Below are 17,374 nucleotides of genomic sequence, written 5' to 3'. Positions count from 1 at the left end.
AAGAAGATGAGATCAATACTTCAATTAATTTCAAAGTATGGGAGTGCAAATAGTATTATTCCTATCTTAGTTATAGCTTCTATAGTTGTAACTATATTATTATATTCATTTATAAAAAATAAAAAAATGAAATATTATGTTAATTTGATAATTTTTGTTTTTGGATTAATTTTATTTATTAATGGATATATTTTTTTACTAAGTTCAACGGGATTGGTATTACTTAAATTAGGTACGGAGATTATTACTTTTGGATTAGTGGGAATTTTGTTTGCGTATATTTTAGATATATTAGATTCCTTGGGAGGAATCTTTAAGAAAAAAACTGTTAAGAGAAAATAGGAGGTTTTATGATAGGTGCTTTTTTTGATATTGACGGTACTTTAATGAGAGAATCTATTATGGTAAAACATTTTAAAAAATTAGTAAAATACGGCATAATTGATGAAGAATCATATATAAAAAATATAAAAGCAAAGTATGAAGCATTTGAAAAAAGATATGGAGATTATGACGATTATATTTCAGAAATAGGTCTTTTATATAAAGAAAAATTAATGGGAATAAATAAAGCTTTAATTGTAGAAACTGCTAAGCAAGTAATTAAAGAAGAAGGAGAGCTAGTTTATACATTTACAAGAGATAGAATCAAATGGCATCAAGATAAAGGACATAAGGTGTTTTTTGTATCAGGTTCTCCAACATATTTAGTAAAAATGCTAGGGAAAGTATATAATATTGACGATTGCTCAGGTACAGATTATGTTTTTGATTCAGAAGGTAATTTTACAGGAGAAATTTCTCAAATGTGGGACAGTGATTCTAAATTAAAAGAGATAAAACTTTTAGTTGAAAAATATGATATTGACATTGAAAATTCATATGCATATGGAGATACAAATGGAGATTATTCAATGTTAAAAACAATGAAAAATGCAACAGCAATTAATCCATCTAAAAAGTTTTTGGATATTATAAGAGATGATGAAGAACTTACAAGTAGGGTTGATATAGTTGTTGAAAGAAAAGATGTAATTTATTATGTAGATATTAATGTAGATCATTATACATTAACTACTGAATAAAATTTAATATAATGAATAGTAAAATACTATATAATCAAGAAAAATTGATTATATAGTATTTTTTTTGTATCTTGATTAATTCTTCCTTTTTTATGTATATTTATAAAGTATTCAGGGGGGAGAAATACAGGATATATAAAAATGAAATATTCTAATAAAAAATTAATAGAAGAGATATTTGATAATTTTTATAAGTATAAAAAAGAGTATAAAAATGTTGTAAAAGAGGAAGATTATAAATATTTTATCGATAAAAGGAGAATAAGAAAAAATAGAGAAGAAATAAATATAAATAATAGTGAACTGTTAATGTTTCTTTTATTTTCAAAACTTGATGATAAAGAAAAAGATTTAATAGAAATGAAGTTTAAATATAGAATGTCAGTTCATGATATTTGCTTAATACTTTATATATCAGAATCGACATATCATAGGAGGATGAGAAAAATATATGATAAAATGAGTAAGTATATAAACGAGTTTAAAGGATTATTTAATATAAAATAACAAAGGAGGAAATCCTGAAATAATTGTTAATTTTTATTAACGATTATGTTTTTCCTCCTGTTTATATTTAATTTAATTTATATTATAATTAATAACAACACCATTATTATTAAAAGTATAATTATCTATTTTAAAATATCTTATTTCTGATAATGATGATACAGTAATGTAGTTTTCTTCGATATAAAAAATACCAGGTATAGTAGTTTTATTATCATCTGATTTAAGAATTTTTACATCATGTTTAATGTATTCATTAATATTTTTTTCAAGTGTAGTAATTATCTTTTTTACATCTTCATCAAAAAATAAATTATTTATTGAAAAGCTTGATTTTTCTATACCGGTATAAAAATTATCACAGTCTAAAGAAAAATATTTTTTTAAAACAGATTTAATAAGTAATCTTGCTGTTAAAGATTTTAAAATTATATATCTATTTTCATAATTTACTGATATACTTATTTTATCAGTTATTGGTTTAAAGTTTGATACTAAAACTTTTCCAACACTTGAGTCATAAATATGATCAACTTTATGTCCATTTATAAAAATATCTTCTTGTTCAATATTAAGTTTTTTATAATCCAATAAAATGCTATCAGCAGGAACAATATGATATTTTGCTTCAAAAAACTTTCTTTTTATTATATGTGTATCTATTTGATTTATATAACTATTCAACATTTTTACCTCTAGGAGCTTCCATGAAAAGACCAATAATACTCATTTTAACCTATTATATTTTAGGTATAATTTTTTATGAATTTTTTGCCCTTAACTTAAATTTTTATATTTTTTTAACACTCATTTTCCTTTTATTTTATAGTAAAAATAAAAAAAATGCTATACTAATGATTTCAATTATTTCTATTTCAATAATTTCTACACAAGTTAGATATCCCTCAAATCAAGTAAAACAGACAAAAATTAATGCGGAAATATTTAGAAAAGAAGTAAAAGAGTTTAACAATCATTATTATTTAAAATATAAAAATGCTAATATTTTATTAAAGACCAACAAAGATTTTTCCTTAGGTGATATTGTTTCATTCACTGAAAAGTTAAGTACACCAAAGACATCTAACAATTTTAATACATTCAACATGGAAAGTTATTTAAAAGGTAAGAATGTTTTTTATGAAGTTAATTCAAAAAGTGTATCTAAAATTGGACATCAATACAGATTGAAATACAGCATTTATAATCATCTTAAAGAATTTTTTGATAAAAATTTAAATAATATTTCTTCGGCGTTTATGAACTCTATGATTTTATCGGAAAAATCCGATAATGAAATGTTTGATGATTTTAAAGATTTGGGATTATCTCATGTTTTAGCCATTTCAGGGCTTCATTTAAATATTTTAATATTATTTTTGGATAATATTGGCAGGAGAATGAAAATAAGCAAAAAATATTTTGGAATATTTGTAATAATGTTTTTAATATTTTATGGATATCTCGTTGATTTTCCTATTTCTTTAATCAGAGCTTTAAGCATGTATAGCGTAACAATGCTTGCAATTTACACAAATAATATAAAAGACAAATATAATACACTCTTTGTATCCATGTTAGTATCATTGATTGTAAATCCGTTTTTCATTTATTCAACGGGATTTTATCTTAGCTATATAACTATGTTTTCGATTTATTACTTACCTGATAAAGTGGCTAAATTATATAGAAAAATACCAAAAATGTTTATTACACCAATAGCCATTCAAATAGGATTAATTCCATTTTCAATCTATTTTTTCAATAAAATAAATTTACTCTCCATTTTTACAAATATATTGATTTTACCATTTGTAAGTGTGGCTCTATTATCAGGTTTTATCTATATTTTTATTAGATTAAAATTAGTAAGTTTATTTATAGAAGGAATTTTTTACATCATTTCACTTATAATCTACCCCCTAAATACAATAAAAGATTCATTTGAAATAACATTCCCGTATTCAAATGTAAAAATGATAGTCGTTTATTATTTGATTATAATTTGCATCTTAAATTATAGAATGATTTTATATAAATTTAGAAAAAATAGGAAATTATACCTAATTTTTACCATTTTTCCAGTAATTTTACTGAAAACATTCTTGCTGCCTTATGCTGTAATAAATGTTATTGATGTAGGTCAGGGAGATGCAGTAATGCTCAGAAACAAAGGAATTACAACAATTATAGATACTGGTGGAAATATGTTTAATCCCGAATTATCGGGTAGAAATCTTTTTGATTATTTATATAAGAATGGTGTTACAAAAATAGACAATGTCTTTATTTCACACAATGATTTCGATCACATGGGCAATTTGCAATATTTAGTATCAGTTATGAATGTTGGAAAAATTTATTCCAACACATTAAAAAATTATAATGCAAAATCTGTAAAAAATGGAGAAAAGATAAATATTGGGAATGCTAAGTTTGAAGTGATTTTAGACGGTAAAAATGCAAAGTCTTCTAATGATAGTTCGCTTGTGCTTTTGCTAAAAATTTTTAATAGTAAGATTTTACTCACAGGAGATGTTGAAGAAAATGAGAAATTTATAAAAATTGGGGATAGGATAGATTTCCTTAAAGTTTCACATCATGGCTCAAATCATTCCACAAGTGAGGAATTTTTACAAAACAATCCAAATATCACAAATGCACTTATATCGGCAGGTTTCAATAATAGATATGGGCATCCACATACTCAATTATTGCAAAGACTTAAAAAGAGAAATATAAAAATATTTAGAACGGACAAGCAAGGAAATATTGAAATCTATATTAATAGATATGGATATTCGATATATCCATATAAGTATAAATATGATGTTGTAGAGTTTTTGGAGAAGGTTGTTTTGTATTAGGAGATTTAAAGACTAGATTCAATTTTATAGAAAATTGTATAAAATCGGAATGTAATTTCCGATTATGATGACTATAAATCATGTAAATAGGAGTATACTCAAATATACAGATAAATTTTTTAGAAAAAAAACTTGTAAATTTTAATAGCTTTAAAAATTGCAGGTATGAAAAACAGTGATTTGTAAAATTTTTCATATAGGTTATTGAAATATCTGTGATACATGATTATTTTTAATCTTTTTTACATGTAATATATAAAAAATATTATAATACATGATTATCAAGAAAAATTAAATTTAAGATTGGGATATATGCGACAAATAGTAAAATATAAATGCAATAACGTATTATGCAATAATATATTATTGCATATCGTGTTGTTGTATAATACAATATGCACAGATGATAATGGTAATATTAAGATTGATGTTAATTTTATTGATGAAACATTATGCTTGTCGCAACAGCAGATGGCAGAGCCATTTAAGACATCAAGGACAAATATTGTAGAACGTATAAGAAATATTTATGATGAAGGTGAACTTGATAAAAATTCAACCTGTCGGTATTTCCGACAAGTTCGAAAAGAAGGTAATCGTAATGTTTCAAGAAATATTCCATTTTATAATCTTGATATGATAAATTCCCTTGGTTATAAGTTTAATCAAAACATTGACATTTTTTAAGAGGGCTAGACTTGTATAATAATTAGGATTTATTGATAAGGAGTTAATTATGAGAAAAATATATATGCTTTCAGGATTGGGGGCTAAAGAGGAGTCTATATTAGAATTTAGCAAATTCTTAAATAGTCAAAATTATGAAATTATTTATATAGATTTGCCAGGACAATATTCTAATTTAAATATTAAAATAGAAAATAGAGAAGATTTTGTAAATTGGATAAAGTCTATTATTCCTAGTGATTCTATCGTTATGGGATATTCATTAGGATCGGATTTAATATTAAAATTCATAGATGATATTAACCCTAAATCTACTATAATACTTGATGGTGGAGTATTTGGAAATGATTTTATGCAAACAACTTTAGAAGAAGAAAAAGAGTGGAGTAGAAATTATATTAAGCAAAACAATTTAGATATGAATCCTGATACTGTATGCTCACTTTTTGACTTGAGATTTGATCAATATAAAGATATATTTTCGATAAATACGGAAAAAGACATTTTATTACTTTTATCAGATACACCAAAAGAAGCATATGACTATAAGTTAAACAAGGTTAAAAATTACAATAAACTTGATAGAAAAAATATTGAAATTGTATTTATTGAAAATACAAATCATGATTTTTATAGTGAAAAACCTGAAGAAATTGGTAAAGAAATAGTTAGATATTTGGATAAATTTTGATTGTGAAAAATTATATTTTTGTATAAGGATGGATGATTAGATGAAAGAATTAAATATATCATTGCAAGATACTCAATGGGATTTTACCTATACAGATCATAATAGAGATATTGTAAGAGCTATAGTTATAGATAATGAAGAAAATTATTATTTTGTTAGAGTTGAGAGAGATGATGATTTCGGTAAAGCAACACTTATTGAAACAGCAGGTGGTGGAGTTGAATCAGGAGAAAATCTTGAGGAAGCAATAGTTAGAGAACTTAAAGAAGAATTAGGCGTTGAAGTAGAGATTATAACTAAATTAGGAGTAGTAAAAGATTTTTATAATTTGATTCATAGACGAAATATTAATAATTATTATTTGTGTAAAATTAAGTCATTTGGAGAAAAAGAAATGACAGACTCGGAGATAAATGATTTTCATTTATCTACCTTGAAATTAACATATGAAGAAGCTAGAAGAGAGTATGTTAAATGTTCAAATACAAGATTGGGAAAGCTTATTGCTGATAGAGAAATACCTGTTTTGGAGCATGCTACAAAAATTTTGGAAAATGAGATTTATTAAAACTTTCTAGGAGTAATATTTTGAAAATAATAAAATATTCTAATAAGTATAAAGAAGATTTACATCAAATGATTAAAGAAGCAAGGATTAGTATTGGACTTAACTCAAATCTAAGAGAAGATTTATATGATATTAATAAATATTATATTGATAAAGGTGACATGTTTTGGTTAGTGGTTAATCAAAAAGAAGAAGTTTTGGGTTGCTTAGGATATTCGAAAATAGAAAATAAAGAAGAAGCTTTTTTACATAGATTTTATATAAAACCATCTATGAAAAGAAGGGGGATAGGTACTAAACTTCTGGCATTTGTAGAGGATTACTTAAAAAATAAAGGGATTAAGACTTTAAGAGTTCATTTGGGTGAAAGTAAAAAGAATTGGCATGAGTCATATTCTTTTTATCCTAAAAATGGATATAAAGAATATGAAGATAGATATATGATGAAGGAGATAATAGGATAAAAATGACATTAATAAAAAATGAAATTCCAATTTTGGAATATGATGATAATCAAAGTGCAGTTATTATGCCAAATCATGAAAATTTGAAATTAGAATTACCCGAAAAATGTGTGTTTGCATTTTTAGAAGATGAAATAGATAAATTCGCCGAAAAAAATAGAGCATGTAAAGTTTATGAATTTATATCTTGTACTAAAATATATCCAATTTATGTTGTAAAATATGAAGGTGAAGAAATTTGTTTAGTTCAGGCACCAATGGGTTCAGCTTCATCAGGGCAGATTTTAGATTGGTTGATTTCTTATGGGGTAAAAAAAATAATTTCGTCAGGAACTTGTGGTGTTTTGATTGATTTAGATGAAAATAAGTTTATAGTTCCTATAAAAGCTTTAAGAGATGAAGGTACAAGCTACCATTATATAAATCCTTCTAGGTATATTGAAATAAATAAAGTTGCATTGAAAGCTATTGAAAAGACACTAATAGAACATGGATTAGAATATGTCGAGGTTTTAACTTGGACTACTGATGGTTTTTATAGAGAAACTCCTGAAAAAGTTGCTTATAGAAAAGAAGAAGGTTGTGCTGTTGTCGAAATGGAGTGTTCGGCTTTAGCGGCTGTAGCACAATTCAGAAATGTAATTTGGGGGCAAATTCTTTTTACTGCAGATTCATTAGCAGATATCGAAAAATATGATGCTAGAAATTTTGGAGAAGACTCTTATGAATATGCCTTAAAATTATGCTTTGATGTATTAAAAAAATTATGATTGCAGTTGAAAGATTCATTCCTAAATCTTTTAATAATTCTTGAGCATTTTTTTCAAAACTGGATCTAAACTAATATTTGTACTTACTTTTGTCAAGGAAATAGAACTCCTTTTAATGTATAATGTTATAAAGTATTTAAAAACATAAATGATTTATGCGTATAATGTGCATGTTATACATGCTTGATATGCGTATGACATTCATGCACATAATTTTTAGGAGATAAACTATGAATATAAAATTAATAAAACCGACAATAAATGACAAAGAAAAAATTATTGAAATGTTAAAAATATGGAAAGAAGATATTGAAAAAAATAAGACTAATGGTTCACCATCGGCTATTTTTAGAAATATGGATGAAGATTTTCAATATTATTTGGATAATTTGGATAGAAAAGAAAATATAGATGAAGGTAAAGTTGCCTCTACCACACTTTTTTGTTATGACATGGATAGAAAAGTATTTGTAGGTGCGGTTAATATTAGACATTCATTAAATGAACATTTACTTCAATTTGGAGGACATATTGGAGATGGGATAAGACCTGATGAGAGACGAAAAGGTTATGCGACAGCTATGATAGGATTGGCACTTGAAGAATGTAAGAAATTAGGAATTGGTAAAGTGCTTATGACTTGTGATAAAACTAATATCGGATCAGCAAAATCAATTATTAATAATGGTGGGATTTTGGAAAATGAAGTGTTAGAAGATGTAAAAATAGTTCAAAGATATTGGATTGATAACAAAGTTATAGATAATGTTGAGAGAAGCTAATTTAGAAGACTTAAATAAGTATTTAGAATTTGCCTATAGGCTTTCTTAAGATTTTGAGACTTCCTTTTTTCCTACATATTTAGATGGTATAAAAACTAAGGAAGATTTTTATAAGTCAGCATTTAAGTCTTTTGAAGATGAAAATTCAAAAATTTTATTATTTGAAATAGATGGAGAAGTTTTAGGATGGATTGATTTTTACTGGCTTCCAAGTGATCTATATTTGGGAATTAGAGTTTTTAACATTAAAGAATTTAAGAGTAAATCTATGGGAGAATTTATTGATTACTCTAAACAATATTTTTCAAAATATACAATATTCTTTGGATTGCCATCAAAAAATACAGAAAGTGTAAATTATCTGAAAAAATAGGTACTACAAAAGTTGAAGAAAACTATGTATATACTCTTAATTTTGAGGAGTATCAGCCTAAAGAATATTATGGAGAAATTATAAAAGTTACAGAAGAAAATTGGAATGATTTTTCTAATCTTCATGATAAAATTGAAGGAATTTATTGGAATTCTGAAAGGTTATATAAACAAATATTTACTTTAACAAAAAATAATTGGAATATATACCTATATTATGAAGAAGGACAAGTTAAGGGCACTATTTATTTCGTCTATACTCCATTACTTATGGAAATTTTTGGTGTGGATTTTCAAGATAATAAATTTGATAAAAAAATTATGAATAATTTATTAATAAAAGCTCTAAATGTATCAAAAAGTGATGGGCAAAAGTATATGACTTATTTTGTCGGAGAAGAAGAACTAGAGATATTTGAAAAATTAGGATTTAAGTTTTTAGATAAGTATGAATTATATAAACTAGAGCTTACTTAACAGGTTTCTATTGTAATAGAAATAAAATTTAAAAACTAAATGAATTTCGATTATAATCGAAATCTTATTTGAAATTTCTTGATATTTCTACTATAATCGAAATATAAGGAGGTTTATATGAAAAATATTTATAGAAAAAAATATATAGATGAAATAAGCAAATTTATCGATAAACCTGTAATTAAGATATTAGTAGGAATGCGAAGAGTTGGAAAATCTACATTGCTTGAAATAATAAAAGATGAAATATTAAAAGATGTCGGTCAAGAAAATAAATTTTTTATTAATTTTGAATCATATAAATTTTCTAAGATAAAAAACTATAATATGTTGATGGAGTATATTTCAGAAAATATTAGCAATAATGGTGAAAAAAATTATTTCTTTTTTGATGAAATTCAATTAGTTGAAAATTGGGAAAAAGCAATAAATTCTATTAGAGTTGACTATGATAGTGATATTTATATTACTGGATCTAATTCATCATTACTTTCTGGAGATTTAAGCAGTTTGTTAGCTGGAAGATATGTTGAATTTGAAATCAAGCCATTTGTTTTTAGTGAATTTAAGGAGTTATATTCAAATTTAGGATATGAAAAATATGAGTTATTTGACAAATTTATCCAATTTGGAGGAATGCCATTTTTAAAATATTTTGACTTACAAGAAGATCCGAGTTTTAAATATTTAAAAGATGTGTATAATACCGTAATAGTAAAGGATGTATTAGAGTATAACAAAGTTAGAGATGTAGACTTATTTAAGAGAATATTAAACTATGCTATTGATAATTTAGGTCAGACCTTTTCTGCTTTATCAATAAAAAAATATTTGAAAAATGAATTAAGAACAGTTTCCATAGATACGATATTAAATTATTTAGAATTTTGTGTACAAGCATTCATACTAAATAAAGTTCAAAGGTATGATTATGTTGGAAAGAAAATATTAAAAGTTGAAGAAAAATATTACTTAAATGATCATGGGTTTAGAGAGGCGATAGGGCTATCAAATTTTAAAAATATAGAAAGAGTTTTAGAAAATATTGTTTATAATGAATTGATTTTTAGAGGTTATGAAGTCAAAATAGGAAAAGTGAATAATTTTGAGATAGATTTTATAGCTAAAAGAAATAAAGAAATTAAATATTTTCAAGTCTCCTATTTGCTAGAATCTGAAAGTACTAGAGATAGAGAATTTGGGGTGTATAATTTAATTCAGGATAATTATCCGAAATATGTTTTATCAATGGATAATAAAGATTTTAGTCAAAATGGTATTATTCATAAAAATATAGTTGAATTTTTGCTGGATTATAGAAAAACTGATTATAAATAAGATAAAAGAGGTGAAATATGACAAAGATACTTTTAGTTGAAGATGATAGATCATTAAGTGTGGGGTTAGTTTATTCCTTAAATAAAGAAGGATATAATGTAATTCATACTGAAAATATTTTACAGACGAAAAAAATTTTAGAAGATGAAAAATTTGATTTAGTAATTTTGGATGTTACACTTCCAGATGGGGAAAGTTTTGAATTGATTCCAAATATTAGAAAAAATAAATCTACACCGATAATATTTTTAACTGCGAAAGATGAAGAAGAGGATATAATTAAAGGATTTGATAATGGTGGAGATGATTATATTACTAAGCCATTTAGTTTGAAAGTTTTACATGTAAGAATTAAAAGATTATTGGAAAGAACGGTTTCTGCAAGTGAGATGATAAGAATTTCTGGAGAAATAAAGATTGACGTACCATCTCTTAAAGTTTATAAGAATGATAAAATTATAGATTTAACTCACTCAGAATATAGATTATTAAATTATTTTATGGATAATTATAATGTAGCTTTGAGCAGAGAGAATATATTGGAGTTTTTATGGGATTCTGATGCAGAATTTCAAGCATATTCAACAATTTCAGTCTATGTTAATAGAATAAGAGAAAAAATAGAAAACAATCCAAGTGAGCCGAAATACTTAAAAACTAAAAGAGGAATAGGATATATTTGGTCTGTGGAGGTTAAGTAATGGTCTTACTAAAAGGGAAAAAATATCTTACTATGGTTATTATAAATATTTTAATCATATTTGGAGTAGCATTGCTTGTTACTCAATATTTAGACTACAGAACCGGAAATAAAAGACTAATTATAGAAAAAAATTTAATAGAGCAAATACATCGACATGAAGATAAAACTGGTGTGAATATTTATGAAAAATTAAAAAACGAAGAAAATGAAACTGTATTAAATGAAACTTTAACAAAATTAAATGATGAAAAATATGGATTTATAAATGTTAGAGGACAATTATTTTCATTGAGATTAGTATACATTTTATGTATTGTTACATTTGTATTTTTAATTTTACAACTTATAAATTTTATGTTTATAAAAAGAACTCAAAAAAAATATATAAAGAAAATTGATAAGTTTATTGATTCTTTGCAAAATAAAAAGTTTGATTATCAACTTAGAGAAGAAGATGATAGTGTTATTTCTAGTTTAAATAGTAGATTTAATAAATTAGGACTTTCTATAAAAAGTAATTATGATTCTTTAGAAAAAGAGAAAGAAAAATTAAAAGATACTTTAGTTGATATATCTCACCAAATAAAAACTCCATTAGCATCTTTAATGATGAATAATGAAATTATAATGGATTCTAATAATTTAGAAAAAAATCAAATAGAATTCTTAAATCTAAGTCAATCACAAATAATACGACTTTCATGGCTTGTTTCATCATTATTGAAAATTGCAAGGTTTGATGCAAATTCGATTCAGATTAAAGAAGAATATTTTAAAATTTCAAATTTATCTTTAGGGTTTGAAGAAGTTTTGTATGAACAATTAAATAAGAAAAACTTGAAATTGATTCATACTGGAGATTTAGATACAAAAGTTAAATTAGATTTAAATTGGACTAGAGAAGCCTTATTAAATATTGTAAAAAATGCAACAGAACATGCATTTGAAGGAACAAATATTAATATTAATTACTTGGTTAATGTATCAATGATAAGGATAGAAATAAGCAATATAGGGGAAAACATATCTAACGAAGATATAACAAATATTTTCAAGAGATTTTACAAATCAAGCAGAAACACAAATAAAGAATCTGTTGGAGTTGGGTTAAACTTATCAAAAAAAATAGTTGAAGCTCAATTAGGGACTATCTCGGTTCAAAATGATAATAATGGAGTAACATTTACAATGTTATTTTTAAAATAAAATACAAATAAGATAGGTACTATTGTAAATATTTTTTAATTATTTTACAATAGTGCCATTTTTGTATTTAATAACAAAATTGTTATATAAATGTAATAATAATGTAATAAATAAGTGATATATTATAAATATAAATTAGTATTTAATATTTTGGGGGATAAAATGAAAGTAATAAAGACTGTAGATTTAAATAAAACTTATGGAAAGGGAGACACATTTGTTCATCCTGTAAATAATATAAATTTAGAAGTAGAAGAGGGCGAATTTGTTGCTGTTGTAGGAGCTAGCGGCGGTGGTAAATCAACATTATTGCATCTTTTAGGAGGTTTGGATATCCCTACTAGTGGTACTGTATATTTGAACGGTAAAGATATATACGAAATGAAAAAAGATGAAAGATCAATTTTTAGAAGAAGAAATATTGGATTCGTATTCCAATTCTTTAATTTAATTCCTGTATTAACAGCTGAAGAAAATATCAAATTACCTACATCTTTAGATAATATTGATGTTGATGAAAATATGTTTGAAGAAATGATTAAACAGTTAGGATTAAAAGAAAGATTAAACCACTATCCATCACAATTATCTGGAGGTGAACAACAAAGAGTTTCAATTGGGAGAGCTTTGATAAATAAACCATCTATAATTCTAGCAGATGAACCCACAGGAAACTTAGATAAAAAAAATTCACAAGAAATTTTGAATTTATTGAAGCTTTTTGGAAAAAAATATGGAATTACGGTAGTTATGATAACCCATGATTTAAGCCTTGCAGCATCAGCGGATAGAATAATAAAAATTGAAGATGGAAAAATAATTGGAGATTAAAATGAAAATTATAAGTAAATTGAGTTGGAGATATATAAAGAAAAATAAATTAAGAACCATTTTAACTTTACTTGGAATAATAATTTCTATATCAATGATAACTTCGATAGGAAATATATCTTATTCACTAATTACTGAAAATAGAAATTCTTATGAAGGGATAAATGGACCATATGATTTTAAAATTTCAGAATCTAGTAATGATGAAGAGATTAAAGTTAATAATCTTAAAGATATAGAGGCAGTATATAAAATTTCTAGAAAGTACATATCTAGAATACATTCCAAAACACCAGATTTGGGAATAGATAACTATATAGAATTTGAACATAGAAATTCGGATCAGGAATTTTATAATAAATATTTTCCTAAAAATATGTTACTAGAAGGAAGATTACCTAAGTCAGAAAATGAAATTTTAGTTCCATATAATTTGAAATATATTGCACCAGGATTTGATAAGATAGGTAATACTGTAAAGTTGGGTGTTCAAGAAAGTCTAAAAAGAGATGAATTTTTTGATTATAATACTACATTCAATAAAAATTATATAAATAGAATGGAAAATAAACCTTTATTAAAAGGTGAAATAACTGAAAAAAATTATGACAAAATAGATAAATCGAAATTAGTTAACATTGAAGACATCAAAAAAATGACGGATATATTTAATGGAGACTATAAAGAATATAAAATTGTCGGATTTATAAAAGAAGAATTGATGCCTGGAAATAATTTATCTAATTTTGATACTGAAAGTATTGAAAGTGAAAAGCAAATATCCATATTTCATGGATATATACTAGGATTAGATAATAATATAAATGATAGATTTGATTTATATGGATATTTTGCAAATTATGATAATTTAAATAAAAATGTTGAAAAATTAAAGGATATAACACAATATAAAGAAGATGGACAATTTCTTGATAATCGATTAAATATAAGATATGAATATATAAAAATAAAGGATATAACACAATCTAAAGTTTTAGGTAGTTTGTTTAATGTATCCATAACATTAATAGTTATGGTATCAGTGGCAATTATTCTATTTATATATAATATTTTTACTACAAATTATGTGGAAAGATTACGAGATTTAGGATTATTAAAAGTAGTTGGATTCACAAATTTACAGCTCCTAAAAATGGTTATGCTAGACTCTTTATTCTATTTTATTGTTTCGATTCCTATAGGATATTTTGTTGGAAATGTAAGTATGAAAATTGTTTTTGAAATAGTTAATAGAATAATGAGAACAACTTCTGTAATATCTTCAGGTAATATTAATGTTCATTTTAGCAAAGAAGTACTAATAATATCTGTATTTGTTGGTTTTTTAGTAATATTTATTTCAAATATACTTTCAGCATTATTTGTATTTAAGAAGTCACCGATAGAGGCCTTAAATCAAGTTACAAAACAAAAGAAAAAAGTTTATAAACCAAGAAATAGAAGAATAATAAAAAAAATATTTGGTTATGATGGTTTTTTAGCGTCAAGAAATATTGATAGAAATAGAAAAAGATTTATTATGACTACTATATCAATTTCGATAAGTATTGTACTTTTTGTTGTAATTTCAAGTATTATGAGCTTGTTTGATAATGAAATTGTAAAATCCTTAGAAAATGGTCAAAAAAGTAATATTGTACTTAAAACGCATAAAGATTATGCGAATAATTTAATAAAAGATATAAATAAAATTAACGGAATAACCGTAACAGAAGAAAAAGAAATAATTGAATTAAGAGCAAATATAATAGGTGATAATGTAGAAAATAAAGATAACTTAAATTATATAACATTTGAAGTTTTAGAAGACAATATTTTTGAAAATATATTTGGTAAGGATGAAAAAAGAGTTGTTACAAATTTAAGTAATTTACCATTAACTGATAAACTTTCTAATATTACTATTATTCCTATGAAAGATGTTTATAATGAAGAAAAAGTAAAAATAAAAGATGAATTAATAGAAAAAGATGCGGTTAATCTTAATGTAAAATATATAAAAAATTCAAATGATTCTGGTTTAGTTAAATTTTATATTAGAAAATCTAGCAAAGAAGAAATTTTAAAATTAGAAAAATATAATTTTCGTAAAGATGTTGAGGTTGGAATTTATAGAACTAAATTAGATGATAAGACTAGTTATGAATTTTCTGCTGTAATTACAAAATATCCAAAGACTTTTACTGTTTCATCTGTTTTTCCTATTATTAAAATAGCGAGACTATTTGTTTATGGATTTATAGGATTAATTTGTAGTATTGGAGCATTAAATATAATAAATTCTTCATATTCAAATACATTAACAAGAAGACGTGAATTTGCATTAATTAAAGCAGTTGGGATAAAAGAAAAAAGACTTAAAAAGATAGTTTTATTAGAAAATTTACTTTCTGTAATAATTGCCTCAATATTATCTTTGGTACTTTCTTTACTAGTTTTTTATATAATGTATAGACAATTATTAGGTGGATTACCTATTTTATATTCTAAAGAAGTATTAAAATCATTCTCAATTTCGCTGGGAACATGGGGGCTAGGAATATTAATTGCTATTATATTAATTTACATTTCGGTTATAATACCTTATAATAGGATAAGTAAAGATAACATTACCGAAATTTTAAAGTAAATTAACTATAGATAAGAGGACTAATATGAATGATTTAGAAGAAAGAAAAATTTTAGATCCAGAAAAAAATGATGAAGATAAAAATAAAAGAAAATTTGAATTTTCAAAATTAATATTATCTTTTTTCCTTATAATATCAATTGCTTTTGTCGGATTTATATTTAGATATAATGTATTTGATACTAGAATGAAGGTGATAGTAATATCATCAATTTTGGTATTAAATGTTTTAGGGTTTATAGTCATCCTAAAAAATAAAAAATATAAAAAGATAATAAGATTTATAGTTTCAATAATTATGATATTATTAATAGCTGCAATGTCTATCTTTGCTATATATTATTTAAAACTTGATAGCTCTATAAGAAAAATGAATCAAAATTCTAAAAATAATAAAAATAATACAGAATTCGAGACAAAGGATGTCCATACAGCAGAATCCTTTAATGTTTACATTTCAGGAATTGATGTTGGGGGAGATTTAAGTGAAAACTCAAGATCTGATGTAAATATCATTGCTAGTGTAAATCCAAATGATGGAAAAATTCTTTTAACGTCCGTTCCAAGAGATACATATCTTCCAATTGCAGATGGTGGAAATGATGAATATGATAAATTGACGCATGCCGGAAATTATGGCGTAATGAGTTCATTGCATACATTGGAAAGATTTTTAGAAATCAAAATTCCATATTTTGTAAGAGTTAACTTTGATTCTGTTATTAGAATAGTTGATGAATTGGGCGGAGTAGATGTCTATGTTGATGAACCATTTACAGCTAGTGTAAATAAAAAATTTTATCCTAAAGGAAATGTGCATTTAACTGGTCAAGATGCAATAGCATTTGTTAGAGAAAGATATTCTTTAGAAGAGGGAGATATTGGTAGAGGAAAAAATCAAGAAAAACTTTTAGCTGCCATAATTAAAAAAGTTACACAACCTTCAGTTTTAAAAAATATAGATGGTCTTTTAGAGATAATGGAAAAAAATGTAGTTACAAATCTTTCTGCAAAATCTTTGGTTGATTTAGCTGCAAATCAATTAGTGTCAAGAACTAATTATGATGTCAAGTCTCAGACTTTAATGGGAGAATATACATTAGATTTGCCTTCTTATGCAATGCCGGGATATAGATTATCTATGATGGTTCCAAATAAAGAAAGTTTAGTTAAGGTAACAGAAGAAATAAATAAAGTTGTTAAAAACACATATGTAAAAACTAATACTTATATAAACTTTGAAAAAGAGACAAGCTCTGAAACTGAAAATAATAATTAATATATAAATAGGACTTTTATAAATTTACTTAATTGTATATTTGTAAATGTCCTATTTTTTATAAAAATCTTCACATTTTAAACAAATTTTACATATT

19 protein-coding genes are annotated in these 17,374 nt (G+C 24.5%); 18 read left to right on the top strand and 1 reads right to left on the bottom strand.

The window, feature by feature from the left end:
- The first annotated feature begins 6 nt into the window (after nucleotides 1-6).
- From ABGF48_RS00400 to ABGF48_RS00390, 3 genes are all read left to right on the top strand, one after another.
- Nucleotides 7-342 (top strand): hypothetical protein, encoded by a 336-nt coding sequence (locus tag ABGF48_RS00400; protein WP_408104384.1) that lies wholly within the window; start codon nucleotides 7-9, stop codon nucleotides 340-342.
- A gap of 8 nt (nucleotides 343-350) precedes the next feature.
- Entirely contained in the window at nucleotides 351-1,085 is a 735-nt protein-coding gene (locus ABGF48_RS00395) for an HAD family hydrolase (protein ID WP_408104383.1), read from the top strand.
- A 141-nt stretch (nucleotides 1,086-1,226) separates the two neighbouring features.
- Nucleotides 1,227-1,592, top strand: a complete 366-nt coding sequence (locus tag ABGF48_RS00390; protein WP_408104382.1) for a sigma-70 RNA polymerase sigma factor region 4 domain-containing protein — start codon at nucleotides 1,227-1,229, stop codon at nucleotides 1,590-1,592.
- Nucleotides 1,593-1,664: 72 nt separating this feature from the next.
- Here the strand turns inward: ABGF48_RS00390 and ABGF48_RS00385 are convergent, their stop codons facing one another.
- On the bottom strand, nucleotides 1,665-2,279 hold the full coding sequence (locus ABGF48_RS00385) for a hypothetical protein (RefSeq protein WP_408104381.1): 615 nt from the start codon (nucleotides 2,277-2,279) through the stop codon (nucleotides 1,665-1,667).
- Nucleotides 2,280-2,446: 167 nt separating this feature from the next.
- On the opposite strand from ABGF48_RS00385, the gene ABGF48_RS00380 reads away from it, so the two are divergent.
- The 15 genes from ABGF48_RS00380 to ABGF48_RS00310 all read left to right on the top strand — a co-directional run bounded on the left by ABGF48_RS00380 (nucleotide 2,447) and on the right by ABGF48_RS00310 (nucleotide 17,277).
- Complete coding sequence (locus tag ABGF48_RS00380) at nucleotides 2,447-4,459, top strand: DNA internalization-related competence protein ComEC/Rec2 (protein ID WP_408104380.1); 2,013 nt, start codon at nucleotides 2,447-2,449, stop codon at nucleotides 4,457-4,459.
- Nucleotides 4,460-4,834: 375 nt separating this feature from the next.
- Nucleotides 4,835-5,146, top strand: a complete 312-nt coding sequence (locus ABGF48_RS00375) for a hypothetical protein (RefSeq protein ID WP_408104379.1) — start codon at nucleotides 4,835-4,837, stop codon at nucleotides 5,144-5,146.
- Between the two features lie 49 nt (nucleotides 5,147-5,195).
- Nucleotides 5,196-5,837, top strand: a complete 642-nt coding sequence (locus ABGF48_RS00370) for an alpha/beta hydrolase (protein ID WP_408104378.1) — start codon at nucleotides 5,196-5,198, stop codon at nucleotides 5,835-5,837.
- 40 nt (nucleotides 5,838-5,877) lie between these two features.
- Nucleotides 5,878-6,405 (top strand): NUDIX domain-containing protein, encoded by a 528-nt coding sequence (locus ABGF48_RS00365; RefSeq protein ID WP_408104377.1) that lies wholly within the window; start codon nucleotides 5,878-5,880, stop codon nucleotides 6,403-6,405.
- A gap of 20 nt (nucleotides 6,406-6,425) precedes the next feature.
- Complete coding sequence (locus ABGF48_RS00360; RefSeq protein WP_408104376.1) at nucleotides 6,426-6,869, top strand: GNAT family N-acetyltransferase; 444 nt, start codon at nucleotides 6,426-6,428, stop codon at nucleotides 6,867-6,869.
- A 2-nt stretch (nucleotides 6,870-6,871) separates the two neighbouring features.
- A complete protein-coding gene (locus ABGF48_RS00355) occupies nucleotides 6,872-7,639 on the top strand; it encodes a nucleoside phosphorylase (protein ID WP_408104375.1) in 768 nt (255 codons plus the stop codon).
- A 230-nt stretch (nucleotides 7,640-7,869) separates the two neighbouring features.
- Nucleotides 7,870-8,421 (top strand): GNAT family N-acetyltransferase, encoded by a 552-nt coding sequence (locus tag ABGF48_RS00350; protein WP_408104374.1) that lies wholly within the window; start codon nucleotides 7,870-7,872, stop codon nucleotides 8,419-8,421.
- 223 nt (nucleotides 8,422-8,644) lie between these two features.
- The gene (locus ABGF48_RS00345) at nucleotides 8,645-8,794 is read left to right on the top strand and encodes a hypothetical protein (protein WP_408104373.1); all 150 of its coding nucleotides are present in this window, start codon (nucleotides 8,645-8,647) and stop codon (nucleotides 8,792-8,794) included.
- A gap of 320 nt (nucleotides 8,795-9,114) precedes the next feature.
- On the top strand, nucleotides 9,115-9,270 hold the full coding sequence (locus ABGF48_RS00340; RefSeq protein WP_408104372.1) for a hypothetical protein: 156 nt from the start codon (nucleotides 9,115-9,117) through the stop codon (nucleotides 9,268-9,270).
- A 117-nt stretch (nucleotides 9,271-9,387) separates the two neighbouring features.
- Nucleotides 9,388-10,608 (top strand): ATP-binding protein, encoded by a 1,221-nt coding sequence (locus tag ABGF48_RS00335; RefSeq protein ID WP_408104371.1) that lies wholly within the window; start codon nucleotides 9,388-9,390, stop codon nucleotides 10,606-10,608.
- Nucleotides 10,609-10,625: 17 nt separating this feature from the next.
- A complete protein-coding gene (locus ABGF48_RS00330; protein WP_408104370.1) occupies nucleotides 10,626-11,309 on the top strand; it encodes a response regulator transcription factor in 684 nt (227 codons plus the stop codon).
- Nucleotides 11,309-12,517, top strand: a complete 1,209-nt coding sequence (locus ABGF48_RS00325) for a sensor histidine kinase (RefSeq protein ID WP_408104369.1) — start codon at nucleotides 11,309-11,311, stop codon at nucleotides 12,515-12,517. Before ABGF48_RS00330 ends, ABGF48_RS00325 begins: the two co-directional genes overlap by 1 nt.
- Before the next feature lie 162 nt (nucleotides 12,518-12,679).
- On the top strand, nucleotides 12,680-13,348 hold the full coding sequence (locus ABGF48_RS00320; protein ID WP_408104368.1) for an ABC transporter ATP-binding protein: 669 nt from the start codon (nucleotides 12,680-12,682) through the stop codon (nucleotides 13,346-13,348).
- 1 nt (nucleotide 13,349) lies between these two features.
- Entirely contained in the window at nucleotides 13,350-15,998 is a 2,649-nt protein-coding gene (locus ABGF48_RS00315; protein WP_408104367.1) for an FtsX-like permease family protein, read from the top strand.
- A 25-nt stretch (nucleotides 15,999-16,023) separates the two neighbouring features.
- The gene (locus ABGF48_RS00310; RefSeq protein ID WP_408104366.1) at nucleotides 16,024-17,277 is read left to right on the top strand and encodes an LCP family protein; all 1,254 of its coding nucleotides are present in this window, start codon (nucleotides 16,024-16,026) and stop codon (nucleotides 17,275-17,277) included.
- Nucleotides 17,278-17,374 lie beyond the last annotated feature (97 nt).

Origin of the sequence: Helcococcus bovis (assembly GCF_046035835.1) — a bacterium.
Classification (GTDB): Bacteria; Bacillota; Clostridia; order Tissierellales; family Peptoniphilaceae; genus Helcococcus; species Helcococcus bovis.
This window is presented reverse-complemented; position numbering and strand designations above follow the sequence as displayed.

Coding starts and splice junctions, on each gene's coding strand:
- ABGF48_RS00400 (WP_408104384.1), top strand. CDS start 7: ATGAGATCAATACTTCAATTAATTTCAAAGTATGGGAGTGCAAATAGT.
- ABGF48_RS00395 (WP_408104383.1), top strand. CDS start 351: ATGATAGGTGCTTTTTTTGATATTGACGGTACTTTAATGAGAGAATCT.
- ABGF48_RS00390 (WP_408104382.1), top strand. CDS start 1,227: ATGAAATATTCTAATAAAAAATTAATAGAAGAGATATTTGATAATTTT.
- ABGF48_RS00385 (WP_408104381.1), bottom strand. CDS start 2,279: ATGTTGAATAGTTATATAAATCAAATAGATACACATATAATAAAAAGA.
- ABGF48_RS00380 (WP_408104380.1), top strand. CDS start 2,447: ATGATTTCAATTATTTCTATTTCAATAATTTCTACACAAGTTAGATAT.
- ABGF48_RS00370 (WP_408104378.1), top strand. CDS start 5,196: ATGAGAAAAATATATATGCTTTCAGGATTGGGGGCTAAAGAGGAGTCT.
- ABGF48_RS00365 (WP_408104377.1), top strand. CDS start 5,878: ATGAAAGAATTAAATATATCATTGCAAGATACTCAATGGGATTTTACC.
- ABGF48_RS00355 (WP_408104375.1), top strand. CDS start 6,872: ATGACATTAATAAAAAATGAAATTCCAATTTTGGAATATGATGATAAT.
- ABGF48_RS00350 (WP_408104374.1), top strand. CDS start 7,870: ATGAATATAAAATTAATAAAACCGACAATAAATGACAAAGAAAAAATT.
- ABGF48_RS00340 (WP_408104372.1), top strand. CDS start 9,115: ATGAATAATTTATTAATAAAAGCTCTAAATGTATCAAAAAGTGATGGG.
- ABGF48_RS00335 (WP_408104371.1), top strand. CDS start 9,388: ATGAAAAATATTTATAGAAAAAAATATATAGATGAAATAAGCAAATTT.
- ABGF48_RS00330 (WP_408104370.1), top strand. CDS start 10,626: ATGACAAAGATACTTTTAGTTGAAGATGATAGATCATTAAGTGTGGGG.
- ABGF48_RS00325 (WP_408104369.1), top strand. CDS start 11,309: ATGGTCTTACTAAAAGGGAAAAAATATCTTACTATGGTTATTATAAAT.
- ABGF48_RS00320 (WP_408104368.1), top strand. CDS start 12,680: ATGAAAGTAATAAAGACTGTAGATTTAAATAAAACTTATGGAAAGGGA.
- ABGF48_RS00315 (WP_408104367.1), top strand. CDS start 13,350: ATGAAAATTATAAGTAAATTGAGTTGGAGATATATAAAGAAAAATAAA.
- ABGF48_RS00310 (WP_408104366.1), top strand. CDS start 16,024: ATGAATGATTTAGAAGAAAGAAAAATTTTAGATCCAGAAAAAAATGAT.